Origin of the sequence: Streptomyces sp. NPDC046712 (assembly GCF_040645695.1) — a bacterium.
GTDB lineage: Bacteria > Actinomycetota > Actinomycetes > Streptomycetales > Streptomycetaceae > Streptomyces.
On the sequence record NZ_JBEYYW010000003.1, the window covers coordinates 116,543 to 137,584 of the forward strand.

The 21,042-nt window shown below is 72.4% G+C and carries 18 protein-coding genes; 9 read left to right on the top strand and 9 right to left on the bottom strand.

Going from position 1 to position 21,042, the window contains the following annotated elements; translation table 11 throughout:
- The first annotated feature begins 148 nt into the window (after nucleotides 1-148).
- The 3 genes from ABZ939_RS05030 (at nucleotide 149) to ABZ939_RS05040 (ending at nucleotide 2,352) form a co-directional block, all read left to right on the top strand.
- Nucleotides 149-808 (top strand): response regulator transcription factor, encoded by a 660-nt coding sequence (locus tag ABZ939_RS05030; protein WP_361849441.1) that lies wholly within the window; start codon nucleotides 149-151, stop codon nucleotides 806-808.
- Between the two features lie 95 nt (nucleotides 809-903).
- The gene (locus ABZ939_RS05035) at nucleotides 904-1,320 is read left to right on the top strand and encodes a pyridoxamine 5'-phosphate oxidase family protein (protein ID WP_361849443.1); all 417 of its coding nucleotides are present in this window, start codon (nucleotides 904-906) and stop codon (nucleotides 1,318-1,320) included.
- Nucleotides 1,321-1,335: 15 nt separating this feature from the next.
- Nucleotides 1,336-2,352, top strand: coding sequence for a phosphotransferase (locus ABZ939_RS05040; RefSeq protein WP_361849445.1), 1,017 nt, complete (start codon nucleotides 1,336-1,338; stop codon nucleotides 2,350-2,352).
- Nucleotides 2,353-2,367: 15 nt separating this feature from the next.
- Here ABZ939_RS05040 and ABZ939_RS05045 read toward each other — a convergent pair whose 3' ends face one another.
- On the bottom strand, nucleotides 2,368-4,029 hold the full coding sequence (locus ABZ939_RS05045; protein ID WP_361849447.1) for a protein kinase: 1,662 nt from the start codon (nucleotides 4,027-4,029) through the stop codon (nucleotides 2,368-2,370).
- 271 nt (nucleotides 4,030-4,300) lie between these two features.
- On the opposite strand from ABZ939_RS05045, the gene ABZ939_RS05050 reads away from it, so the two are divergent.
- The gene (locus ABZ939_RS05050) at nucleotides 4,301-5,920 is read left to right on the top strand and encodes a protein kinase (RefSeq protein ID WP_361849449.1); all 1,620 of its coding nucleotides are present in this window, start codon (nucleotides 4,301-4,303) and stop codon (nucleotides 5,918-5,920) included.
- Nucleotides 5,921-6,039: 119 nt separating this feature from the next.
- On the opposite strand, the gene ABZ939_RS05055 is transcribed toward ABZ939_RS05050, so the two are convergent.
- Entirely contained in the window at nucleotides 6,040-6,237 is a 198-nt protein-coding gene (locus ABZ939_RS05055) for a hypothetical protein (protein WP_361849452.1), read from the bottom strand.
- 661 nt (nucleotides 6,238-6,898) lie between these two features.
- On the opposite strand from ABZ939_RS05055, the gene ABZ939_RS05060 reads away from it, so the two are divergent.
- From ABZ939_RS05060 to ABZ939_RS05075, 4 genes are all read left to right on the top strand, one after another.
- On the top strand, nucleotides 6,899-7,549 hold the full coding sequence (locus ABZ939_RS05060) for a PadR family transcriptional regulator (RefSeq protein ID WP_361849454.1): 651 nt from the start codon (nucleotides 6,899-6,901) through the stop codon (nucleotides 7,547-7,549).
- A gap of 120 nt (nucleotides 7,550-7,669) precedes the next feature.
- Nucleotides 7,670-8,404: an ABC transporter ATP-binding protein gene (locus ABZ939_RS05065; protein WP_361849456.1), complete on the top strand. Its 735-nt coding sequence runs from the start codon at nucleotides 7,670-7,672 to the stop codon at nucleotides 8,402-8,404.
- Nucleotides 8,401-11,259 (top strand): ABC transporter permease, encoded by a 2,859-nt coding sequence (locus tag ABZ939_RS05070; protein WP_361849458.1) that lies wholly within the window; start codon nucleotides 8,401-8,403, stop codon nucleotides 11,257-11,259. Before ABZ939_RS05065 ends, ABZ939_RS05070 begins: the two co-directional genes overlap by 4 nt.
- Nucleotides 11,260-11,355: 96 nt before the next feature.
- Nucleotides 11,356-11,901, top strand: a complete 546-nt coding sequence (locus ABZ939_RS05075; RefSeq protein WP_361849460.1) for a bacterial proteasome activator family protein — start codon at nucleotides 11,356-11,358, stop codon at nucleotides 11,899-11,901.
- Between the two features lie 170 nt (nucleotides 11,902-12,071).
- Here ABZ939_RS05075 and ABZ939_RS05080 read toward each other — a convergent pair whose 3' ends face one another.
- The 7 genes from ABZ939_RS05080 to pdhA form a co-directional block, all read right to left on the bottom strand.
- Nucleotides 12,072-13,058 (bottom strand): NAD(P)H-quinone oxidoreductase, encoded by a 987-nt coding sequence (locus ABZ939_RS05080; RefSeq protein ID WP_361849462.1) that lies wholly within the window; start codon nucleotides 13,056-13,058, stop codon nucleotides 12,072-12,074.
- A gap of 10 nt (nucleotides 13,059-13,068) precedes the next feature.
- Entirely contained in the window at nucleotides 13,069-14,127 is a 1,059-nt protein-coding gene (locus ABZ939_RS05085) for a potassium channel family protein (protein ID WP_361849968.1), read from the bottom strand.
- A 20-nt stretch (nucleotides 14,128-14,147) separates the two neighbouring features.
- A complete protein-coding gene (locus ABZ939_RS05090) occupies nucleotides 14,148-15,677 on the bottom strand; it encodes a molybdopterin-binding protein (protein WP_361849464.1) in 1,530 nt (509 codons plus the stop codon).
- Nucleotides 15,674-16,537, bottom strand: coding sequence for an NTP transferase domain-containing protein (locus ABZ939_RS05095; RefSeq protein WP_361849466.1), 864 nt, complete (start codon nucleotides 16,535-16,537; stop codon nucleotides 15,674-15,676). The genes ABZ939_RS05090 and ABZ939_RS05095 overlap by 4 nt, the downstream gene beginning before the upstream one ends.
- Before the next feature lie 185 nt (nucleotides 16,538-16,722).
- Nucleotides 16,723-18,099 (bottom strand): dihydrolipoamide acetyltransferase family protein, encoded by a 1,377-nt coding sequence (locus ABZ939_RS05100; RefSeq protein ID WP_361849468.1) that lies wholly within the window; start codon nucleotides 18,097-18,099, stop codon nucleotides 16,723-16,725.
- The gene (locus ABZ939_RS05105; RefSeq protein WP_361849470.1) at nucleotides 18,099-19,124 is read right to left on the bottom strand and encodes an alpha-ketoacid dehydrogenase subunit beta; all 1,026 of its coding nucleotides are present in this window, start codon (nucleotides 19,122-19,124) and stop codon (nucleotides 18,099-18,101) included. Before ABZ939_RS05105 ends, ABZ939_RS05100 begins: the two co-directional genes overlap by 1 nt.
- Nucleotides 19,124-20,284, bottom strand: a complete 1,161-nt coding sequence (pdhA, locus tag ABZ939_RS05110; protein ID WP_361849472.1) for a pyruvate dehydrogenase (acetyl-transferring) E1 component subunit alpha — start codon at nucleotides 20,282-20,284, stop codon at nucleotides 19,124-19,126. The genes ABZ939_RS05105 and pdhA overlap by 1 nt, the downstream gene beginning before the upstream one ends.
- A gap of 177 nt (nucleotides 20,285-20,461) precedes the next feature.
- On the opposite strand from pdhA, the gene ABZ939_RS05115 reads away from it, so the two are divergent.
- On the top strand, nucleotides 20,462-21,007 hold the full coding sequence (locus tag ABZ939_RS05115) for an Lrp/AsnC family transcriptional regulator (protein WP_361849474.1): 546 nt from the start codon (nucleotides 20,462-20,464) through the stop codon (nucleotides 21,005-21,007).
- Nucleotides 21,008-21,042 lie beyond the last annotated feature (35 nt).

Below are 21,042 nucleotides of genomic sequence, written 5' to 3' on the forward strand. Positions count from 1 at the left end.
TGCGATTTTGCTTGGATTTCCAAGTAAATCGAGAAATGCGGGAACACAGCTGGTCAGCGCGGTGCAACGGCCATGAGGCCGCCGGAACACGGGCACGGTATCCCGCCACCCCCGGGCACGGGAAGAGCCAATATGTGAGACTGACCCCGTGCGCGAAGATGGAAAAATCCGGGTATTTCTGTTGGACGACCACGAAGTCGTCCGGCGCGGCGTCCACGAGCTCCTCTCCGTGGAGGACGACATCGAGGTGGTCGGCGAGGCCGGTACTGCGGCGGACGCGCTGGTCAGGATCCCGGCGACGCGCCCCGACGTGGCCGTGCTCGACGTCCGGCTGCCGGACGGCAGCGGCGTCGAGGTCTGCCGCGAGGTCCGTTCGCAGAACGAGGACATCAAGTGCCTGATGCTCACCTCGTACGCCGACGACGAGGCGCTCTTCGACGCGATCATGGCCGGGGCCTCGGGATATGTCCTCAAGGCCATCCGTGGCAACGAGCTGCTTTCGGCCGTACGGGACGTGGCGGCCGGCAAGTCCCTGCTCGACCCGGTCGCGACCGCACGCGTGCTGGAACGGCTCCGCGACGGAAACAACCCGAAGGGTGACGACAAGCTCGCCCACCTGACGGAGCAGGAGCGCAGGATCCTGGACCTGATCGGCGAGGGCCTGACCAACCGGGCCATCGGCGAACGGCTCCACCTGGCGGAGAAGACCATCAAGAACTACGTCTCCAGCCTGCTGTCGAAGCTGGGCATGGAGCGGCGCTCGCAGGCCGCGGCGTACGTGGCCCGGATGCAGGCCGAGCGGCACTGACGCCTCGACCGCCCGCGATCCGGGACCTACGTCCCCTCGCAACCGGGGCAGGGGTCCCTGTTCCGGGGCGGCGCCGGTGGCGGAGAGTGGAAGCCATGTCCTCCGAGGAGATCCGCGCCATCGAGCTGCTGAACCGCGTGTCATACGGCCGGGTGGCGACAAGCATGCGCGCGATGCCGTTCGTCGCACCCGCCCGGCACCTCGTGGACGACGGCGGCGTCCTGCTCCGGATGCACCGGGGCCTCGGATACCACCGGGCCTGCGCGGGCAGCGTGGTCGCCTACGGCGCGGACAACTTCAACTCGGGCGCCCAGAACCTCTGGTCCGTGCAGTTCACCGGCACCGCGGAGGTCGTCGAGCCGACCGAGGAGCAGCTGGCGGCCTTCGGCCCCACGCCGCAGATCGTGGACGGAGAGCCCTTCGACCCGATCTACATGCGCGTCGAGCCCCAGTTCGTGACCGTGCACCAACTGGACTACACCACGGAGCGACAGCTCCACCACGTAGCGTGATCTAACATCTGGTGAGTGCCGCGCTCATCTGAAACACTTGCCCCGCCCGTCGGCGCCCTGCTGCGCCGCTACCGGGACGCCGGTGAGCCGCTCTCCTGCGAACCCGTCACCCAGGGCCTCCTCAACCGCGGCTACCGCCTCGCCACCACCCGCGGCGCCTACTTCCTCAAGCAGCACCTCGACGCCCCGACCGCCGACCGGGACACCATCAGCCGCCAGCACCGCGCCACCCAGCGCCTGCACGCCCTCGGCCTGCCCGTCGCCCCGCCGCTCGCCGACTCCGCCGGCCGCACCGTCGCCGTCATCGGCGGCCGCTGCTACGCCCTGCACCCCTGGGTCGACGGCCGCCACCGCGACGGCGCCCAGCTCTCCACCGGCGGTTCGAGGCGCCTGGGCGCGCTCCTCGGCCATGTCCACACCTGTCTGGAGCAGGTGATGGAGTCCCCGCCGCCCGGCGCGGAGCACGAGAGCGCCCGCCCCGAGGACACGTTCCGGCTCATCGACGAACTGCTCCGCCTCGCCCGCGCCGACCGCCCCCGGACCGGCTTCGACGCGCTCGCCGAGCACCGGCTGCTCGAACGCCGGGTCCTCCTCGCCGAGCACGCCCACCGCCGTCCCCCGCCCGCCGCCGCGGCCGGCTGGGTGCACGGCGACTTCCACCCGCTGAACCTGCTCTACCGGGGCGCGGAACCGGCCGCGATCGTCGACTGGGACCGCCTCGGCGTCCAGCCACGGGCGGAGGAGGCGGTCAGGGCGGCCGCCATCTTCTTCGTACGGCCGGCGGGTGAGCTGGCCCTGGAGAAGGTACGGGCGTACGCGCGGGCCTACCGGCGGGCGGCCGGCGCGGACGGGGCCGAACTGGCGTCGGCGGTGCACCGCGTGTGGTGGGAGCGGCTCAACGACTTCTGGATACTGCGCTGGCGCTACCAGCTCCACGACCGAAGGGCCGACCCGCAGTTCCCTGCGGCGTCGGCCCTGGCGGTGTGGTGGACCCGTGAATACGAGGCGGTACGCGACGCGTTCACGGGGTGAGTCTCACCAAACGGGTCAGGTGCCCGCGGTCGTACCGAGTGTCGTGCCCTGCGACGTCCCCGTGTTGGTGTTGCCCTGCGACGTGCCCGTGTTCGTATTGCCCTGCGTCGTACCCGAGTTGGTGCTGCCGTCCGTGGTGCCCTCGGTGGTCCCCTCGGTGGTGCCCTCCGTGGTCCCCTCGGTGGTGCCCTCCGTCGTGCCCTCGGTGCCCGTGCCCCCGTCGGTCGTGTCCGTGGGCTCCGTCGACGGTTCGCCCGTCGGCGTGGACGGCGTCGACGGCTTGTACGAGGGCTTGTAGGACGGCGTCCAGGGCTGCTGGTCGCCGCCCGTGGAGGTGTCCGGCTCCTCGGTCTCCTGCGTCGGCGTCTCCTGCGAAGGCGTCGACGGTTCCTGGGACGTGGACGGCGAGTCGGTGACGGCCGGCGGCTTGTTCGTACCGCCGCTCTTCTCACCGGCCTTGTCGATCGCGTACGCCACACCCGCGACGATCGCGATCAGCGCGAGGGCCACGAACAGCAGCGCCTTGCCCCGGCCGCTCTTGCCGCCGCCCTGGGGCCCGTAGCCGTCCTGCCCGTAGCCGCCGTGACCGCCGTGGCCACCGTCGTATCCGCCGTCGTCCGGGTTCATCGGCGGAAGGATCGGGCCTTGCGCGGTCTCGTGGTGCATGGGGTGCCCCAGCGCCGTCGTCGCGGCCATGCCGCCGACCGGCGTGTGACCGCCCTCGTGCACCTCCACCGGGCCCGTGTTCCACGTGCCGCTGTGGCCGCCCTGCTGCTGGAGCATCTGCAGGCCGTACTGAATCAGCCCACGCATCTCCTCGGCGCTCTGGAACCGGTCGTCCGGGTCCTTCGCGAGCGAGCGCATGACCAGACCGTCGAGCTCCGGCGGCGCACCCTGGGCGACGTCGGACGGCGGGATCGGCGCGTCCTGGACGTGCTGGTAGACCACCGACAACGGTGTCTCGCCGGTGAACGGAGGCCTCAGCGCGAGCAGTTCGTACAGCAGACAACCGGTCGCGTACAGGTCGGACCGGTGGTCGACGGCCTTGCCGAGAGCCTGTTCGGGGGAGAGGTACTGCGGCGTGCCCATGACCATGCCGGTCTGAGTCATCGTCGACTGCGCGCCGTGCAGGGCGCGCGCGATGCCGAAGTCCATGACCTTCACCGCGCCGGTGTGCGTGATGATGACGTTCGCCGGCTTGATGTCCCGGTGCACGATGCCGTGCTGGTGCGAGTACGCGAGCGCCTCGAGCACGCCCGAGACGATGATCAGGGCCTGCTCCGGACCCGGCGCCTCGGCGCTGATCAGCAGGTCGCGGATGGTGCGGCCCTCGACCAGCTCCATCACGATGTACGGCACGGAGTGGCCGCCCACGACGTCCTCGCCGGAGTCGTACACCGCCACGATCGCGTGGTGGTTGAGTCCGGCGACCGACTGCGCCTCGCGGGTGAAGCGGGCCTTGGAGACCGGGTCCTCGGCGAGGTCGGAGCGGAGCAGCTTCACGGCGACCGTGCGGCCCAGGCGGACGTCCTCGGCGGCGAACACCTCGGCCATGCCGCCTCGCCCGAGACGGTGTGTCAGCCGGTAACGTCCGTCACCGACCACTCCGCCGATGCCCCAGGACTCCGCGGCGGCGCCCGACAGGCCGCCGCCGCCTGCTTCGGATTCGGGTGCCATCAGTCCTCGCCGTCGTATGTCTACCGTGCAGTGCCGTACCGCCGTCACGCTACAGGCTTCGTCCGACATCACGGTTCGAGATGGACCGGCCATCCAACCCGGTCCACGTACGCCTGTGCAAATTCCAGGCAGTTCCTGTAACGCTTGCGAGACGCTTCTTGCGCGGAGGGTCACGGAACGGGCACCCGGCTTGACGTGTCACTGCCCTGGGGCAGACTTGGCCAGGAAATTCCGGTAACAGCGCCGCCACGCGCGCGTAGGGGGAGCACGAATGAGCCAGGACGGCGCACAGGGCCGCTATGCGGGCGGTTCGGTCGCGAACGGCCGCTACCAGCTTCGCGACCTGCTCGGCGAGGGCGGCATGGCCTCCGTCTACCTGGCGTACGACAGCGCGCTCGACCGGCAGGTCGCCATCAAGACGCTGCACTCGGAACTCGGCCGGGAACAGTCGTTCCGCGAGCGGTTCCGGCGCGAGGCGCAGGCGGTCGCCAAGCTGTCGCACACCAACATCGTCTCGGTCTTCGACACCGGCGAGGACACCCTCGACGGCGCCGTCATGCCGTACATCGTCATGGAGTACGTGGAGGGGCAGCCGCTCGGCTCGGTCCTCGCCTCCGACGTACGGCAGTTCGGCGCGATGCCGGCCGACAAGGCGCTGAAGGTGACGGCCGACGTGCTGGCCGCGCTCGAGACCAGCCACGAAATGGGCCTGGTCCACCGGGACATCAAGCCCGGCAACGTGATGATGACCAAGCGCGGCATCGTCAAGGTCATGGACTTCGGCATCGCGCGGGCCATGCAGTCCGGCGTCACCTCGATGACGCAGACCGGCATGGTCGTCGGCACGCCGCAGTACCTCTCCCCCGAGCAGGCCCTCGGCCGCGGCGTGGACGCCCGCTCCGACCTTTATTCGGTCGGCATCATGCTCTTCCAGCTGCTGACGGGCCGTCTTCCGTTCGACGCGGACTCGCCGCTGGCCATCGCGTACGCGCACGTCCAGGAGGAGCCGGTCGCCCCGTCCTCCATCAACCGCTCGGTGACTCCGGCGATGGACGCGCTCGTCGCCCGCGCGCTTAAGAAGAACCCGAACGAGCGCTTTCCGAGCGCGGCGGCGATGCAGGACGAGTGCCTGCGTGTGCTTTCGGCGGGGCAGACGGGCGCGCCGGTGATCGTGGCGGGCGGTCCGGTCAGCAGCGGCTCGGGCGTGGGCTCGGCGGTCTTCCCGCCGGTCGGCCAGACCCCGCCGCCGTCGACGCACGGCGTCCAGCAGCCGTACCAGCCGCCGACGCCGCAGCCGGGCCCGTACGGTCCGCCGACGCCGGCCCCCGCCTACGGCTACCCGCAGCAGGCTCCGACCCCGGCCCCGGCGTACCAGACGCCCGCTCCCGGGCCGTACACGATGCCGCAGCAGTCGTCGGTGACGACGAGCGGCGGGTCCGGCGGCTCGAAGCGGAACATGCCGGTGCTCGTGGGCGCGATCGTCGTCGCGCTGGTCGCGATCGGCGGTGTGATCACCGCGGTCTCGCTCAACAAGGACGACGACCCGGCGAACAACGCGAACAACGACCCGAGCCAGAGCCAGTCGGCGGCCCCGGGGCACAAGGGTCCGGACCTCACCAAGACCATCGAGACGAAGAAGTGCACGGAGCCGACGGAGTCGAGCGACGACCCGTCGAAGTTCGAGATCCCGAACTTCACGTACAAGAACATCCAGTCGGTGAAGGACTGCATCCAGGCCGCGGGCTGGCAGATCAAGACGCAGACGCCGGTGGACGAGGCCACGTACGGCGAGGGCACGGTCCTCAGCCAGTACCCGCCGGCCGGTGAGGACGCGTCCAAGGACGACGCCGAGTTCACGCTCGAGGTGTCGACGGGCAATCCGCCGCAGTAAACGCCCTCCGAGCGCCCCCGAACGCGCTCTCTCACCCCCTCCTCCTGTCCGGGATGCCGGAGATGTCCCCGCGTGTTTACGTGGAGTCGACAGCTCGGCGGCTCGGCACGGGAGGGGGGTCATCCGGTGACTCCAGTACTCCGCGGTACGCGGACGCGGGCCCTCGGCCCGGTGGTCGCGTGCTGGCTGGTGGTGGGTGCCGTACCGGTCGCGTACGGGGCCGAAAGAGGGCCGACGGCCGACCCGAAGGCCTCCGCGACGACGGCCGTCCCCTCGAAGCCGTCCGCGTCGAAGCCGGGCACCTCGAAGCCGGGCACCTCGAAGCCCGCGACCTCGCCCGCGCGACCGTGGAGACCCTCGCGGCCGTCCCCGCCGTCCCCTCCGCCCCCTCCGTCTCACTCGTCGCCTCCAGCCACGACCCTGGCACCCGGGGCCTCCGGCCCTCCCGCGGCGGCCACCTCGGGCCCCGCGTCGACCCCGGGGCGGCCCGGGCCCACCGAACCCGCCGAGCCCGCCCCGTCCGGCTCCCTCGCGGGTCGTCCCGCCGGGGAGGGCCGCGAGCGGCCCGGCCGGCCGGCCTCGCCCCCGAGGGCGAGGGACTCGGCCGATCCCGACAGCCCCTCACGTACCAAGACTGCAACAGCCGACGAGCCCTCAGCCGAGGAGGACGAGGCGCTCGAAGCGGTACCCGGGACGGACCCCGCCACCACGACGCCCGCACCGGCGTCCGCGCCCGCGGCAGCTCCCCGACTCAGCCCCCGGGCCACCGCCACCACCGCTGACCGGCAGATTCCCGTGCTCACCCTGGGCGCGGGGCTCGCGCTGATGGGGCTCGGAATCGGTTTCCTCGGCGTCCGGATGCGCCGCCGCTGAGCCGCCCGTCCCCCGTGGACCCCGCCGCGTCCCCCTTGAGACGGACCCGGAGCTTCCGTCTCAGGTCGCTTGTCGGCTCGGGCATACCCGGTATACATACTGAGTATGTCGATCCGCCACGGGCTCCTCGCCCTCCTCGAACGCGGCCCTCGCTACGGCTCGCAGCTCCGGTCGGAGTTCGAGTCACGCACAGGCTCCACCTGGCCCCTCAACGTCGGCCAGGTCTACACGACCCTCAACCGGCTCGAACGGGACGGCATGGTCGCCCAGGGCGGCGAGGACGAGGCCGGCCACGCGCTCTACGCGATCACCGACAGCGGTCGCGAAGAGCTCAGGAAGTGGTTCGAGAAGCCCGTGGACCGCACCAGCCCGGCCCGCGACGAGCTCGCCATCAAGCTCGCCATGGCCGTCGGGGCGCCCGGGGTCGACATCCGCGCCGTCATCCAGTCCCAGCGCCGGCACACCGTGAAGGCGATGCAGGACTACACCCGGCTCAAGGCCCAGGCGCTCGCCGCCGTCGAAAGCGGCGACTCCCGGGAACGCGACGACGTGGCCTGGCTCCTCGTCCTGGAACAGCTGATCTTCCAGACCGAGGCCGAGGCCCGCTGGCTGGACCACTGCGAGGCCCGGCTGATCCGGCTCTCGACGGCCGCCGCCGGTTCCTCCACCACGACGGGTACCGCACCCGGATCCACCACCGCACACCACTCCGCCGACACGTCCTCCCAGGACACCCGTCCGGCACCGCTGCGCTGACCCCGCGGCCCCACGTCCCGCACCACCTCGTCAACCGCTCCGTACACCACCGCATGTGACCGCCCGTGACCGCACAGCACGCGGCCGTCCTTCGGCGTACGCCCAAGGGGGGACCCCTCCATGTCCACACAGCAGCCCGTGCTGCAACTGCAGAACCTGACCCGTGTCCACGGCTCCGGCGAGACCGAGGTACATGCCCTGCGCGGCATCGACCTCGATGTCTTCCCCGGTGAACTCGTCGCCGTCATGGGCCCGTCCGGCTCCGGCAAGTCGACCCTGCTCACCATCGCCGGCGGCCTCGACACCCCCACCTCCGGCCGGGTGATCGTCGAGAACACCGACATCACCACCGCCGGCCGCAAGGCACTGGCGGCCCTGCGCCGCCGCAGCATCGGGTACGTCTTCCAGGACTACAACCTGATCCCCGCCCTCACGGCCGCCGAGAACGTCGCCCTGCCCCGCGAGCTGGACGGCACCTCCGCCCGCAAGGCGCGCGGCGAGGCCCTCGCCGCGCTGGAGGAGATGGAGCTCGGCCACCTCGCCGACCGCTTCCCCGACGAGATGTCCGGCGGCCAGCAGCAGCGTGTGGCCATCGCCCGCGCCCTCGTCGGCGACCGTCGCCTCGTCCTGGCCGACGAGCCCACCGGCGCCCTGGACTCCGAGACCGGCGAGTCCGTCCTCGCCCTGCTGCGCTCGCGCTGCGACGCCGGTGCCGCGGGCGTCCTGGTCACCCACGAGCCGCGGTTCGCCGCCTGGGCCGACCGCGTCGTCTTCCTGCGGGACGGCGCCGTCGTCGACCAGACCGTACGCAGCGAGGCCGACTCGCTCCTGTCCGGCCAGGCGGCCGAGCGGTGAACAACTGGTTCCATTCCTGGCGCGCCGCGATCCGCATAGCCCGCCGTGACGCCTGGCGCTTCAAGGGCCGCAGCTTCCTGGTCCTCGCCATGATCGCCCTGCCCATCCTGGGTGTCAGCGCCGCCGACCTGACCCTGCGCAGCTCCGAACTCTCCACCGAGGAGAAGCTCGACCGGATGCTCGGCGCCGCCGACGCCCGGTTCACCGACGCCGGCGTGGCCGGAGTGCCGATCCTGCAGGCCCCGGACGGCGAGATGCACACGCCGGCCGAGGACTTCGGAGACAAGATCTGGCCGAGCGGTGCCACGGACGTCACCAAGGCCATCCCCGCCGGCGCCACCGTCCTCACGGACAGCACCGGAAACGCCAAGCTCACCACCGTCCACGGACTGCTCCAGACGGACATACGCGAGCTCAAGGCCGCCGACCCGATGGCCAAGGGCATCATGACCCTCCTGGAGGGGCGCTTCCCCGAGAAGGCGGACGAACTCGCCGCGACCACGCACTTCCTGGAGAGCAGCGGCCTGTCGATCGGTTCGACCCTCACGGCGCGCGGCTACGACAAGAGCTACCGGATCGTCGGCTCGTACGAGCTCCCCAACGATCTGAAGGCCGATCAGGTCAACGCCCTGCCCGGCGCCTTCCTCGCCCCGTACGCCAAGGTGGCCGAGAAGGCCGGCATGAGCAGGGGAGGAGTCTCCACCGTCCACCTGGTGGAGGCCCCCGGTGGTTTCACGTGGAACGCCGTCCAGCAGATCAACACCAAGGGTGTGGCCGTCACCTCGCGCGCCGTGCTCCTGAACCCGCCGGCCGACTCCGACGTCCCGCTCTACCAGAAGGAGGGCTGGGGCAACTACGAGACCAGCGCGGGCGCCCAGGCCGCCGAACTCGCCGCCCTCGGCACGGTCGTCGGCCTCGCGATGCTGGAGATCTGCCTCCTGGCCGGGCCCGCGTTCGCCGTCGGCGCCCGCCGCTCGCGCCGCCAGCTGGGGCTCGTCGGCGCCAACGGCGGCGACCGGCGCCACATCCGGGCCATCGTCCTGGGCGGCGGCCTCGTCATCGGCGTCGCCGCGGCCGTCACCGGCACCGTCCTCGCTCTGATCCTGACCTTCCTCCTCCAGCCCGTCCTCGAGGACTCGTTCGGGCAGCGGTTCGGCAGCTTCGACGTACGCCCCGTGGAACTGCTCGGCATCGCGCTGCTCGCCGTGCTGACCGGCCTGCTGGCCGCGATCGTCCCGGCCGTCACCGCCTCCCGGCAGACCGTCCTGGCCTCGCTCACCGGCCGTCGCGGTGTCCGCCGCAGCAGCCGGGTGCTGCCGCTGATCGGCCTGGCCGCCCTGCTCCTGGGCGCGGCGATCGCGCTCTACGGATCGGTGATCAGCGACCAGTTCGTCATCGTCGCGGGCGGCAGCGCCATCGCCGAGCTGGGCGTGGTCGCCATGACCCCCGCCCTGGTGGGTCTCTTCGGCCGGACCGGCCGCTGGCTCCCGCTGTCGCCGCGCCTCGCCCTGCGGGACGCCGTCCGCAACCGGGGTCGTACGGCACCCGCCGTCGCCGCCGTGCTCGCCGCGGTCGCCGGGACCGTCGCCGTCTCCACGTACACGGCGAGCAGCGAAGCGGGGGACCGGGCCGAGTACCGGGCGAGCCTGCCGTACGGCGCGGTCGCCGCCTTCGTCGTCGAGGAGGGCGGCCGGGACGTCCCCGCCGTCCGTGACGCGGTCCAGCGCCACCTGCCCATCGACGTTCGCGCGGATGTCGCACGCGTACAGGTCGGGAAGGCCGGCTGCTCGCCCTACGAGGAGACCCCGGGCTGCGGCAGGTTCGAGATCGTCACCCCCAAGGCCAACGAGTGCCCGCTGTGGGCCCCCTCCGTCAACGGCGAGGACCCATCGGCGAAGTTCTCCAAGGAGCAGCGGCGCAAGCTCGCCGAGGACTGGCGCTGCAAGCAGGGCGACGAGGGCGGCATCTATGTCGACGGCGGGTTGCTGATCGGTGACGCCAAGGTCCTGAAGGTCCTCGGAATCAAGGATCCGGGCGCCGAGAAGGCTCTCGCCGACGGCAAAATCGTTTCCTTCTCCAAGGCCTACATCGACCGGAGCGGGAAGGTCGGCGTGAAGCTGATCTCCGACACCGCGAAGGCGAGCCAGGCCGAGCAGGAGGGCAAGCCGGTACCGGGCGAGATCAAGTCCCTCCCCGCCCACCTGGTGCCCGAGGAGGAGAACGCGTACGGCATCCAGGCGATGCTCAGCCCGGCCGCCGCGAAGACCGCCGGCCTGACCACCGTGCCGCTGGGCTCGCTGTTCTCCACCGACACGATGCCGAGCAGCGAGCAGCGCCAGAAGCTCGACGGCGAGATCTCCAAGATCGGCAGCGATGTCGAGCTGCGCCTGGAGGAGGGCTTCGTCGGCAAGAGCAGCATCGTGCTCCTCGCGCTGGCCGTCTTCGCCGGCCTGGTCACCATCGGCGCCGCCGGTATCGCGACCGGCCTGGCGCAGGCCGACGCCGAGGCCGACCTCAAGACGCTCTCCGCCGTCGGGGCGCCCCCGCGGGTCCGCCGCACGCTCAGCGGCTTCCAGTGCGGGGTGGTCGCCGCGATGGGCGTGATCCTCGGCTCCGCGGCCGGTGTCCTGCCGGCGGTGGGCCTGCGGCTCACCGAGGAGCGCGAACGCCTGCGCTTCTACCAGGAGAGCCTGGACCAGGGCTGGGGCGTCGCGCCCACGCCGCCGTACGTGCCGATCGTCGTCCCCTGGGAGACGCTGGTGGGGCTGCTGGTGGTCGTTCCGATCGGCGCCGCGCTCCTGGCCGCCCTGGTGACCCGCTCGCGCGGGGCCCTGGCCCGTCGCGCCGCGATCTGACGGCTTCGTTGCCTTCTCGTGCCCCTGTACGAGGGTGGATCACCCTCGTACAGGGGCACACCGTGTGGTGAGGCACGTGTGCGAGAGAATGGCGGCATGGAGATGCCGAGGAATGAACGGTCGCAGGAGAGCCCCCAGGTCCTCATCGTGGGACAGGACGGGATGGCGCTCGGCGGCACTCAGGGTGACGACGAATCCCGCGAGGTCCCGGTGACGGAAATGGTCGAGCAGCCTGCGAAGGTCATGCGCATCGGCAGCATGATCAAGCAGCTCCTGGAGGAAGTACGCGCGGCACCTCTCGACGAGGCCAGCCGGGTCAGGCTCAAGGACATCCACGCCAGCTCCGTGAAGGAGCTGGAGGACGGGCTCGCGCCCGAACTGGTCGAGGAACTGGAGCGTCTCTCCCTGCCGTTCACCGACGAGGCGATTCCCTCCGAGGCGGAACTGCGCATCGCGCAGGCCCAGTTGGTGGGCTGGCTCGAGGGCCTCTTCCACGGCATCCAGACGGCGCTGTTCGCCCAGCAGATGGCGGCCCGTGCCCAGTTGGAGCAGATGCGCCGGGCCCTGCCGCCCGGTGCGCCGCACGACGATGACGACGACCAGGGACACGGGCACGCGGTCCGCTCGGGGCCGTATCTGTAGGTCGTCCTCTCCGCACCCGAAGGGCCCGGCACACGAACGTGTGCCGGGCCCTTCGGAGTGATGGAGCCTTGGGGGGACGGGGCCCTTCCGTGTGACGGGGCCTTCCGCGTGGTGACGGGCCCTTCCGTGGGGCGTGCTTCCCTGGGCCGGGCGCCCTCCGGGCTACGCGGTCAGCCCTGCGGGGCCAGCAGCAGCACCTTGCCCACGTGCGACCCCGAGTCCAGCGCCCGATGGGCCTCCGCGGCGTCGCGCATCGGCACCGTACGGTCGACGACCGGGCGTACCGTGCCCGCGCCGATCAGCGGCCAGACATGCTCGCGCACCGCGGCGACGATGGCCGCCTTCTCGTGGCCGGGGCGGGCGCGCAGCGTGGTCGCGGTGATCGCGGCGCGCTTGGCCATCAGCGCGCCGATGTTCAGCTCGCCCTTCACCCCGCCCTGCATGCCGATAATCGCCAGGCGTCCGTTGACCGCGAGGGCCTTCACATTGCGGTCCAGATACTTCGCTCCGACGATGTCGAGGATGACGTCGGCACCGGCCCCGTCCGTGGCCTTGCGCAGCTCCTCGACGAAGTCCTGCTCGCGGTAGTCGATCAGGATGTCCGCGCCCAGCTCGGCGCAGCGCGCCAGCTTCTCGGGGCCGCCGGCGGTGACCGCGACCCGCGCGCCGACCGCCTTGGCCAGCTGGATCGCCATCGTGCCGATGCCGCTCGCACCGCCCTGCACCAGCAGCGTCTCGCCGGGCCGCAGATGGGCGACCATGAAGACGTTCGACCAGACGGTGCTGGTCACCTCGGGCAGCGCCGCAGCCGTGACCAGGTCCACTCCGTCCGGAACCGGCAGCAGCTGGCCGACCGGTACGGCGACCTTCTCCGCGTACCCGCCGCCCACGAGCAGCGCGCACACCTCGTCGCCGACGGACCAGCCGGACACCCCCGGGCCGAGCGCGGCGATCCGGCCCGAGCATTCGAGACCGGGGTACGGGGACGAGCCCGGCGGCGGGTTGTAGAAGCCCTGTCGCTGGAGCAGATCGGCACGGTTGACGGCGCTCGCCACCACCTCGACGAGGACCTCGCCCTCAGCGGGCACGGGATCGGGCACCTCGGCCCAGACGAGGGCTTCGGGACCACCGGGTTCCGGAATCGTGATCGCATGCATGGCGGCGAGGCTACTCGGGCGGTGTCGTCAGCGGGGTGATGGGCGCCGCCCGCACGATCGTGATCACACGGTCCGTCAACTGCAGGGGGCTGGCCGCCGGATCGTCGTATCCGAGCAGCCGGTGCCCACGCAACACGCTGACCACCAGGTCGTCGGTCTCCCGCACGTTCTTGCCCACCTCGGCCTTTATGACCGGCCGCTCCACCAGGTCGAGGCCCGAACCCTGCTGGATCAGGTCCTCCATCACCGTGCCGGCGCTGGGGCTGAGCACCGAGAGCCCGAGCAGCCGTCCGGCCGCGCTGGCGCTGGTGATCACGGCGTCCGCACCGGACTGGCGCAGCAGCGGCGCGTTCTCCTCCTCGCGCACGGCGGCGACGATCTTCGCGCCCCTGTTGAGCTGCCGGGCGGTCAGCGCGACCAGCACGGCCGTGTCGTCCCGCTGGGTGGCGATCACGATCTGACGGGCTTTCTGCACCTCGGCGCGGAGGAGCACATCGCTACGGGTGGCATCGCCGATCACGCCGACGAACCCGTCCGCGTTCGCCGTCTCGATGACCTTCGTGGACGGGTCGACGATGACGATCTGGTCCTTGCGGAGCCCGGTCGCACAGAGCGTCTGGATCGCGGAGCGGCCCTTGGTGCCGAAGCCGACGATGACGGTGTGGTCGCGCAAGGTGGACCTCCAGCGGTTCAGCCGCCACTCCTCCCGGGTCCTTTCGGTGAGGACCTCGAGAGTGGTGCCGACCAGGATGATCAGGAACAGCACGCGCAACGGCGTGACCAGCAGGATGTTGACGAGCCGCGCCGAGTCGCTGTACGGGACGATGTCGCCGTACCCCGTGGTGGAGAGGGTCACCGTCGCGTAGTAGGCGCAGTCGAGGAAGTCGAGGGTCTCGTCGGCGTTGTCGTGGTAGCCGTCGCGGTCCAGGTAGACGATGACGGTCGTGAGGGCCAGCACGCCCAGCGCCATCAACAGCCGTTTACCCACCTGCCGCAGGGGCTTCTCGACGACCCGCCGTGGCATCCGCACCCGCGAGGGCGACGTCTTCTCGTCGGCCTGCCGGGCCATGACGTCCCGACTGGGAAGTTTCACGTGAAACACGCTCCTTGGTCCGTCGCTCCGTGAGCGGGGAACCCGGACCAGGGAAGGTCGAGGATCTCCAGCGCGTCGCCGGGTCGCGCGCCTCCCGGCGGCACCACGGCCATGCCATCCGCGACGGCGATACCCCGGAGCATCGCCGGGCCGTTGTAGTGCAGCGGCACGACCTCGTCGCCCCGGTGGACGACCGGGACGAGCCGGGTGTCGTGCGGATGGCCGTGGACCTCGTCCCGTACGGGCACGTGGTACGGCGGCGGGACCGGGGCCCCCGCCAGGGCACGGAGCAGGGGCTCGGCCAGGGTGAGCAGTCCGGAGACCGCCGCGAGCGGGTTGCCGGGCAGGCCGACCAGGTGCCGGTCGCCGTCGAGCCGTGCGAGCAGCATGGGGTGGCCCGGGCGGACCTTCACACCGTCGACCAGGAGCGCGGCCCCGGCCTTGGCGAGGACGGGGTGAACGTGGTCGACGGGTCCCGCGGCCGTGCCTCCCGTGGTGATCACCAGATCGGCCACGGAGCCGGTGACGGCGGTGTGCAGAGCCTCGGCGTCGTCGCCGATCCGTCGGGTGGCGAGCACGTCGGCGCCGAGGGCGTTCAGCCAGGGGCCGAGCATGGGGCCGAGGGCGTCGCGGATCAGACCGTCGTGGGGGAGTCCGGCCGTCAGAAGCTCGTCGCCGAGGACGAGGACCTCCACGCGGGGGCGGGGCAGCGTCGGCAGCTCGTCGTACCCGGCCGCCGCGGCGAGGCCGAGGACGGCGGGGGTCACCGTCGTACCGGCAGGCAGCAGCCGGTCGCCGGAGCGGCACTCCTGTCCCCGGGGACGGATGTCCTGGCCGGGCACGACCTCGCGCCGGGCGTGCAGGTGCCCGCCGGCGTTGGTGCGGGAGTGCTCGCTGCGGATGACCGCGGTGGTCTCGCGCGGAACGCGGGCGCCGGTGGCGATCCGTACCGCGGTGCCGTCCTCCAGGGCCGGGGCGGCGGCGTGTCCGGCGAGCACCGCTCCCTCGCCGCGGATCTCCCAGGGGCCGGGTCCGGCGACCGCCCAGCCGTCCATGGCGGAGGTGTCGAAGGACGGCAGATCGGTGAGCGCGCGGAGCGGCTCGGCGAGGACCTGGCCGAGTGCCTGCGCGAGGGGCGTACGACGGGGTCCGCGCGCGGCCCCGGCCGTGGATCCGGCGCGGGCGGCGATCCCGCGGGCGGCGGGCCAGGCGGTGGCGCGATGGGGCTCGGCGGGGTGGGCTTCGGCAGGGTGGGACGCGCCGGCGGGGTGGGTGCCGCCGGATCGTGGGTCGCCAGGGCGCGGCTCGCCGGGCCGGGGTTCGGCGGCGCGCGGCGGGGCGACAAGGGCGAGTGCCTCGTCGACGCCGTCGCTCTCGGGGGCGCTCTCCGGTGCGGGGGTCGGCGTGGGGGCGTGGGCGACCTCGGGCTCGGTGTCCGGCGTGGGGGCGGGGGCAGCCTTGGGCTCGGTGTCCGGCCCGGTCCCGGTCCCCGTCCCGTGCTCGGCCGCGCGCTCCTGCGGGGTCATCCGGCTTCGCCCTGCTCCGCTTCGGCGGCCCAGCGGTTGGCGAGCGCGGCGGCCTTGCGGGCGGCCTCGGCGACCGCCTTGGGGCCACCCTCGGCACCGGCCGCCTGCGCCGCCGCGTACCCGACCAGGAAGGTGGTCAGCGGGGCGGCGGGGCGGGCGACCCCGTGGGCGGCGTCCCGGGCCAGATCGAGCAGCACGCCGGTGTCGACGTCCAGCTCGATGCCCAGCTCGTCCTTGACTGCGGTGATCCATTCGTCCAGCACGTTCCCATGCTCCCTGATACGGGCCCGGGCCGCGGCAATGTCCTCCCAGGTGTCGCAGTCGAAGGAGGCGAGGGGGTCCGCGGCGACCCGGACGATGCGGAGCTCCCGCGTGAGCAGACGCAGCGGGAGGCCGGCGAGGGTGCCGTGCGCGGTGGCTATGAGAGCCACTTCACGCCGGAGCGCCTCGGTGCGGTAGGCGGCGACGAGCGGCTGGTCCCGGCCGTCGGGGTCGACGAGCAGCGCGGCCTCGGCGTCGGACGCCGCGGACAGGGCGTCGAGAAGCTGCCGGCCGGTCCGCTCGTCGAGGAACGGCAGGTCGGCGGAGAGGACGAGCACCGTGTCGGCGTCCACCGCGCGCAGCCCGGCGTCGAGCGCGGCCAGCGGGCCCCCACCGGGCGGCTCTTCCCTGGCCCACACCACGGGGCGTGCGGTGGCCCGCCGTCCGCCGACGACCACGGTGCGGCCGGCTCCCCGGCACCCGGCCAGGACCCGGTCGAGCAAGGCCCGGCCCCCGACCCGGACCGCGGGCTTGTCGGCCCCGCCGAGCCGCTTCGCGGCGCCCCCGGCGAGCACGATGGCGTCATACACGGTCGTCATCCCAGCAGTATGATCCGCGCCCACCCGGTACGACCCCAAAGATCGCCGCCTGTCTCACGTACGGAGACAGGCGGCGTGGGGGACGGCCCGCGGGACGGGGTCACGGGCCTGGGCCCGGGGCCTGGGCGCGGGCCGGGGCCTGGGCGCGGGCCGGGGCCTGGGCCCGGGGCCTGGGCCCGGGACCGTCAGAGGGTGCGGAGCAGGACCGCCGGGTGTTCGACGCAGTCCGCGACGTAGCGCAGGAAACCGCCCGCCGTGCCTCCGTCGCAGACCCGGTGGTCGAACGTGAGCGACAGCTGGACGACCTGGCGGACGGCCAGTTCGCCGTTGTGCACCCACGGCTTGGGGATGATCCGGCCCACCCCGAGCATCGCCGCCTCCGGGTGGTTGATGATCGGCGTGGAGCCGTCGACCCCGAACACCCCGTAGTTGTTCAGCGTGAACGTCCCGCCGGTCAGGTCCGCCGGCGTCAGCGTCCCCTGCCGGGCGGAGTCCGTCAGCCGCGCGAACTCCTCCGTCAGGGACTCCGCCGTCCGCGTGCCCGCGTCGCGGACCACCGGGACAACCAGACCGCGCGGGGTCTGCGCCGCGAACCCGAGGTGCACGGACGGCAGTCGGACGATCTCCCGGGCCGCCGTGTCCACGGTGGAGTTGAGCTCCGGGAAGCGGGCGAGCGCATGGGTGCAGATCCGGGCGAGCAGCGCGAGCAGCGAGATCTTCGGACCACCGGCCGCGTTCATCGCGGCCCGCGCCGCCATGAGTTCGGTCGCGTCGGCGTCGACCCAGCAGGTCGCGTCCGGGATCTCCGTACGGCTGCGCGACAGCTTGTCGGCCACGGCACCACGGACCCCGCGCAGCGGAATCCGCTCGGCGCCGACGGCGACGGCCGCGGGCGCCGGCACGGCGGCCGGAACCGGGCGCGCGGCGGCCGACTCGGCGGCGGCCAGGGCCGATTCCACGTCGGCGCGCAGAATCAGTCCCTCGGGGCCGGACCCGCGCACCTCGCGCAGATCGAGCCCCTTGTCCCGGGCGAGCTTCCGCACGAGCGGCGAGATGACCGGCACGGGGCCCTCTGAAGCCGCCGGCTTCACGGGCGCCGCCGCCACCGGAGCGGCCACGGCCTTCACCGGAGGCGCCGCGGGGGCCGGCGTACGGCCCGCCGCCGCGGCGGGGTTGTCGTGACGTACCCGGCGGCGGCGCGCCGCCGGACCGGCCGTCCCGTATCCGACGAGCACGTTGCCCGAGTATTCCGACGACTCGGCCGACTCGGGGTTCGCGGCGGCGGAGGCGGCGGGGACCGCCGCGGACGGGTCCGCTCCCCCCACCGCGACTGTCAGCAGCGGTGCGCCGACGGGCAGTTCGGTGCCCTCCTCGCCGAAGCGGGCGGTCACCACGCCGCCGTAGGGGCACGGGACCTCGACCATCGCCTTGGCGGTCTCGACCTCGACGACCGGCTGGTCGATGGCGACGACGTCGCCGACGTTCACCAGCCAGCGCACGATCTCCGCCTCGGTCAGCCCCTCGCCGAGGTCCGGCAGCTTGAACTCGAGCACCTGGGCCATCAGCTCCCCGCCTCCCACTGCAGCCGCGCCACCGCGTCGAGCACCCGGTCCACGCCCGGCAGATGGTGCCGCTCCAGCATCGGCGGCGGGTACGGGATGTCGAACCCGGCGACCCGCAGCACGGGTGCCTCCAGGTGGTGGAAGCAGCGCTCGGTCACCCGTGCGGCGATCTCCCCGCCCGGTCCGCCGAACCCGGCCGACTCGTGGACGACGATCGCCCGCCCGGTGCGCCGCACCGACGCGCAGACCGTCTCGTCGTCGAACGGCACCAGCGAGCGCAGGTCGACCACCTCAAGGTCCCAGCCCTCCGCCTGGGCGGCCTCGGCGGCCTCCAGGCAGACCGGCACGGACGGTCCGTACGTGATCAGCGTGGCGCTGCTGCCACGGCGCCGCACCACGGCCTTGCCGATCGGCTCCACCGCCGTCGGCGCCTCGGGCGACCAGTCGGACTTCGACCAGTACAGCCGCTTGGGCTCCAGGAAGACGACCGGGTCGTCGGAGGCGATCGCCGCCCGCAGCAGCCCGTACGCGTCCTCGACCGTGGCCGGGGTGACGACGTGGAGACCGGGGGTCGCCATGTAGTACGCCTCGGAGGAGTCGCTGTGGTGCTCGACGCCGCCGATCCCGCCGCCGTACGGCACCCGGATCACCAGCGGCATCGGCATCGCGCCGCGCGTGCGGTTCCGCATCCGCGACACATGGCTGATCAGCTGCTCGAACGCCGGGTAGGCGAAGGCGTCGAACTGCATCTCCACGACCGGCCGCAGCCCGTACATCGCCATGCCGACGGCCGTGCCCAGGATGCCGGCCTCGGCCAGCGGGGTGTCCGTACAGCGGTCCTCGCCGAACTCCTTGGCGAGGCCGTCCGTGACCCGGAAGACACCGCCGAGCGTGCCGACGTCCTCGCCCATGACGTGGACGGTCGGGTCCTCGGCCATCGCGTCGCGCATGGCCCGCTGCAGCGCCTGCGCCATCGTGGCCGGCTTCGCCTGCTTCGCGGGCTTGGCCGCAACCTGGGTCGTCATCACGCCTCGCTCTCGGCGTCGAGCTCGGCCCGCAGCTGCGCCGCCTGCTCACGCAGCTGTGTGGTCTGCTCGGCGTAGACGTGCGCGAACAGATCCATCGGGTCGAGGACCGGCTCGGCGTTCATCCGCTCGCGCAGCGCCGCCGCCATCGTCTCGGCGGCGTCGGCCGCCGCCCGCCTGCCGTCCTCGTCGAGCATCCCGCGCTCCGTCAGTTCCCGCTCCAGGAGCAGGATCGGGTCGTGTGCCTTCCACGCCTCGACCTCGCTGTCGCCGCGGTAGCGGGTGGCGTCGTCGGCGTTGGTGTGGGCCTCGATGCGGTAGGTCACCGCCTCGATCAGCGTCGGTCCGCCGCCGCGACGGGCGCGTGCCACGGCCTCGGTCAGCACCTGGTGGACGGCGACGGCGTCGTTGCCGTCGACGAGCCGGCCCGGCATTCCGTACCCGACGGCCTTGTGGGCCAGGGAAGGTGCCGCGGTCTGCTTGGCGAGCGGAACGGAGATCGCGAAGCCGTTGTTCTGGACCAGGAAGACCACGGGGGCCTGCCAGACGGCCGCGAAGTTCAGTGCCTCGTGGAAGTCGCCCTCGCTGGTGCCGCCGTCGCCGACCATGGCGAGCGCGACCACGTCGTCGCCCTTGAGCCGGGCGGCGTGGGCCAGGCCCACCGCGTGCGGGAGCTGGGTGGCGAGCGGCGTGGACAGCGGCGCTATGCGGTGCTCACGCGGGTCGTAGCCGGTGTGCCAGTCGCCGCGCAGCAGCGTCAGCGCCTGGACCGGGTCCAGGCCGCGCGCGACCGCCGCGAGGGTGTCGCGGTACGAGGGGAACAGCCAGTCCCGCTCCTCCAGGGCCAGCGCGGCCGCGACCTCGCAGGCCTCCTGGCCGGTCGTCGACGGGTAGACGGCCAGCCGCCCCTGCTTGGTGAGGGCCGTGGCCTGCGCGTTGTACCGCCGGCCGCGCACCAGTTCCGCGTAGAGCCGCCGCAGCAGCTCGGGGTCGGCGTCGGCCACCGCGTCCGTGCCGAGGACACGGAACGGCTCGGCGTCGGGCAGCAGCGGTGCGGCGTCGGTGCGCGGCTTCCACGCCGGGGGCGGCGTGGGCCGGTAGGCAGCGTCGGCACCGGGGGGCTCTTGGACTGTCGAACTGCGCTGTTGCAACGAGTCCACCTCCTCATGGGAGCGGGCATAAGACCCGAAGGCGGGTGGCGCGGGTGTGGCGCGCCTCACCTACCGATTGTTCGGTCGTGGAGGCATTTTGGCTACAGGCACCCTCAGCCTGTGGACAATCGGTTCTCCACAGCCTGGGATAGGAGCATGTCGTCCATGGGAGAGAGGCGGGGGGACATGGCGGATGAACAAATGGCCGAGGACTGGGAGCGGGCGCTCGTCCAGGGCCCGGTCACGGCGCCCGGCGGGGCGTCCCAGGGACCCCAGGCGCCCCCGGCGCGCCCGCTGGACGCCATCGACCGCGACATCCTGCGCATCCTCCAGACGGACGGTCGCGCCTCGATACGCTCCGTGGCCGAGCGGGTGCATGTGTCACGGGCCAACGCCTACGCGCGGATCAACCGGCTCATCGACGACGGGGTGATCCGCGGCTTCAGCGCCCGGGTCAACCACGAGCGCGCCGGCCAGGGCGCCTCGGCCTACATCACGCTCAAGATCGTCCAGAACTCCTGGCGCACCGTGCGCGAGCAGCTCCAGGCCCTGCCAGGAGCCGCGCACATCGCCCTCGTCAGCGGGGATTTCGACGTCCTGCTGCTGGTCCACACCCCCGACAACCGGACCCTGCGGGAGCTCGTGCTCACCAAGCTCCAGTCGATCCCCGAGGTGCTCTCCACCCGCACGCTTCTGGTTTTCGAGGAGACGGACCTCGACCCGGACCACTGAGCGGGTCCGGGGGCCCAGGCGGGGCCAGGGCCGCG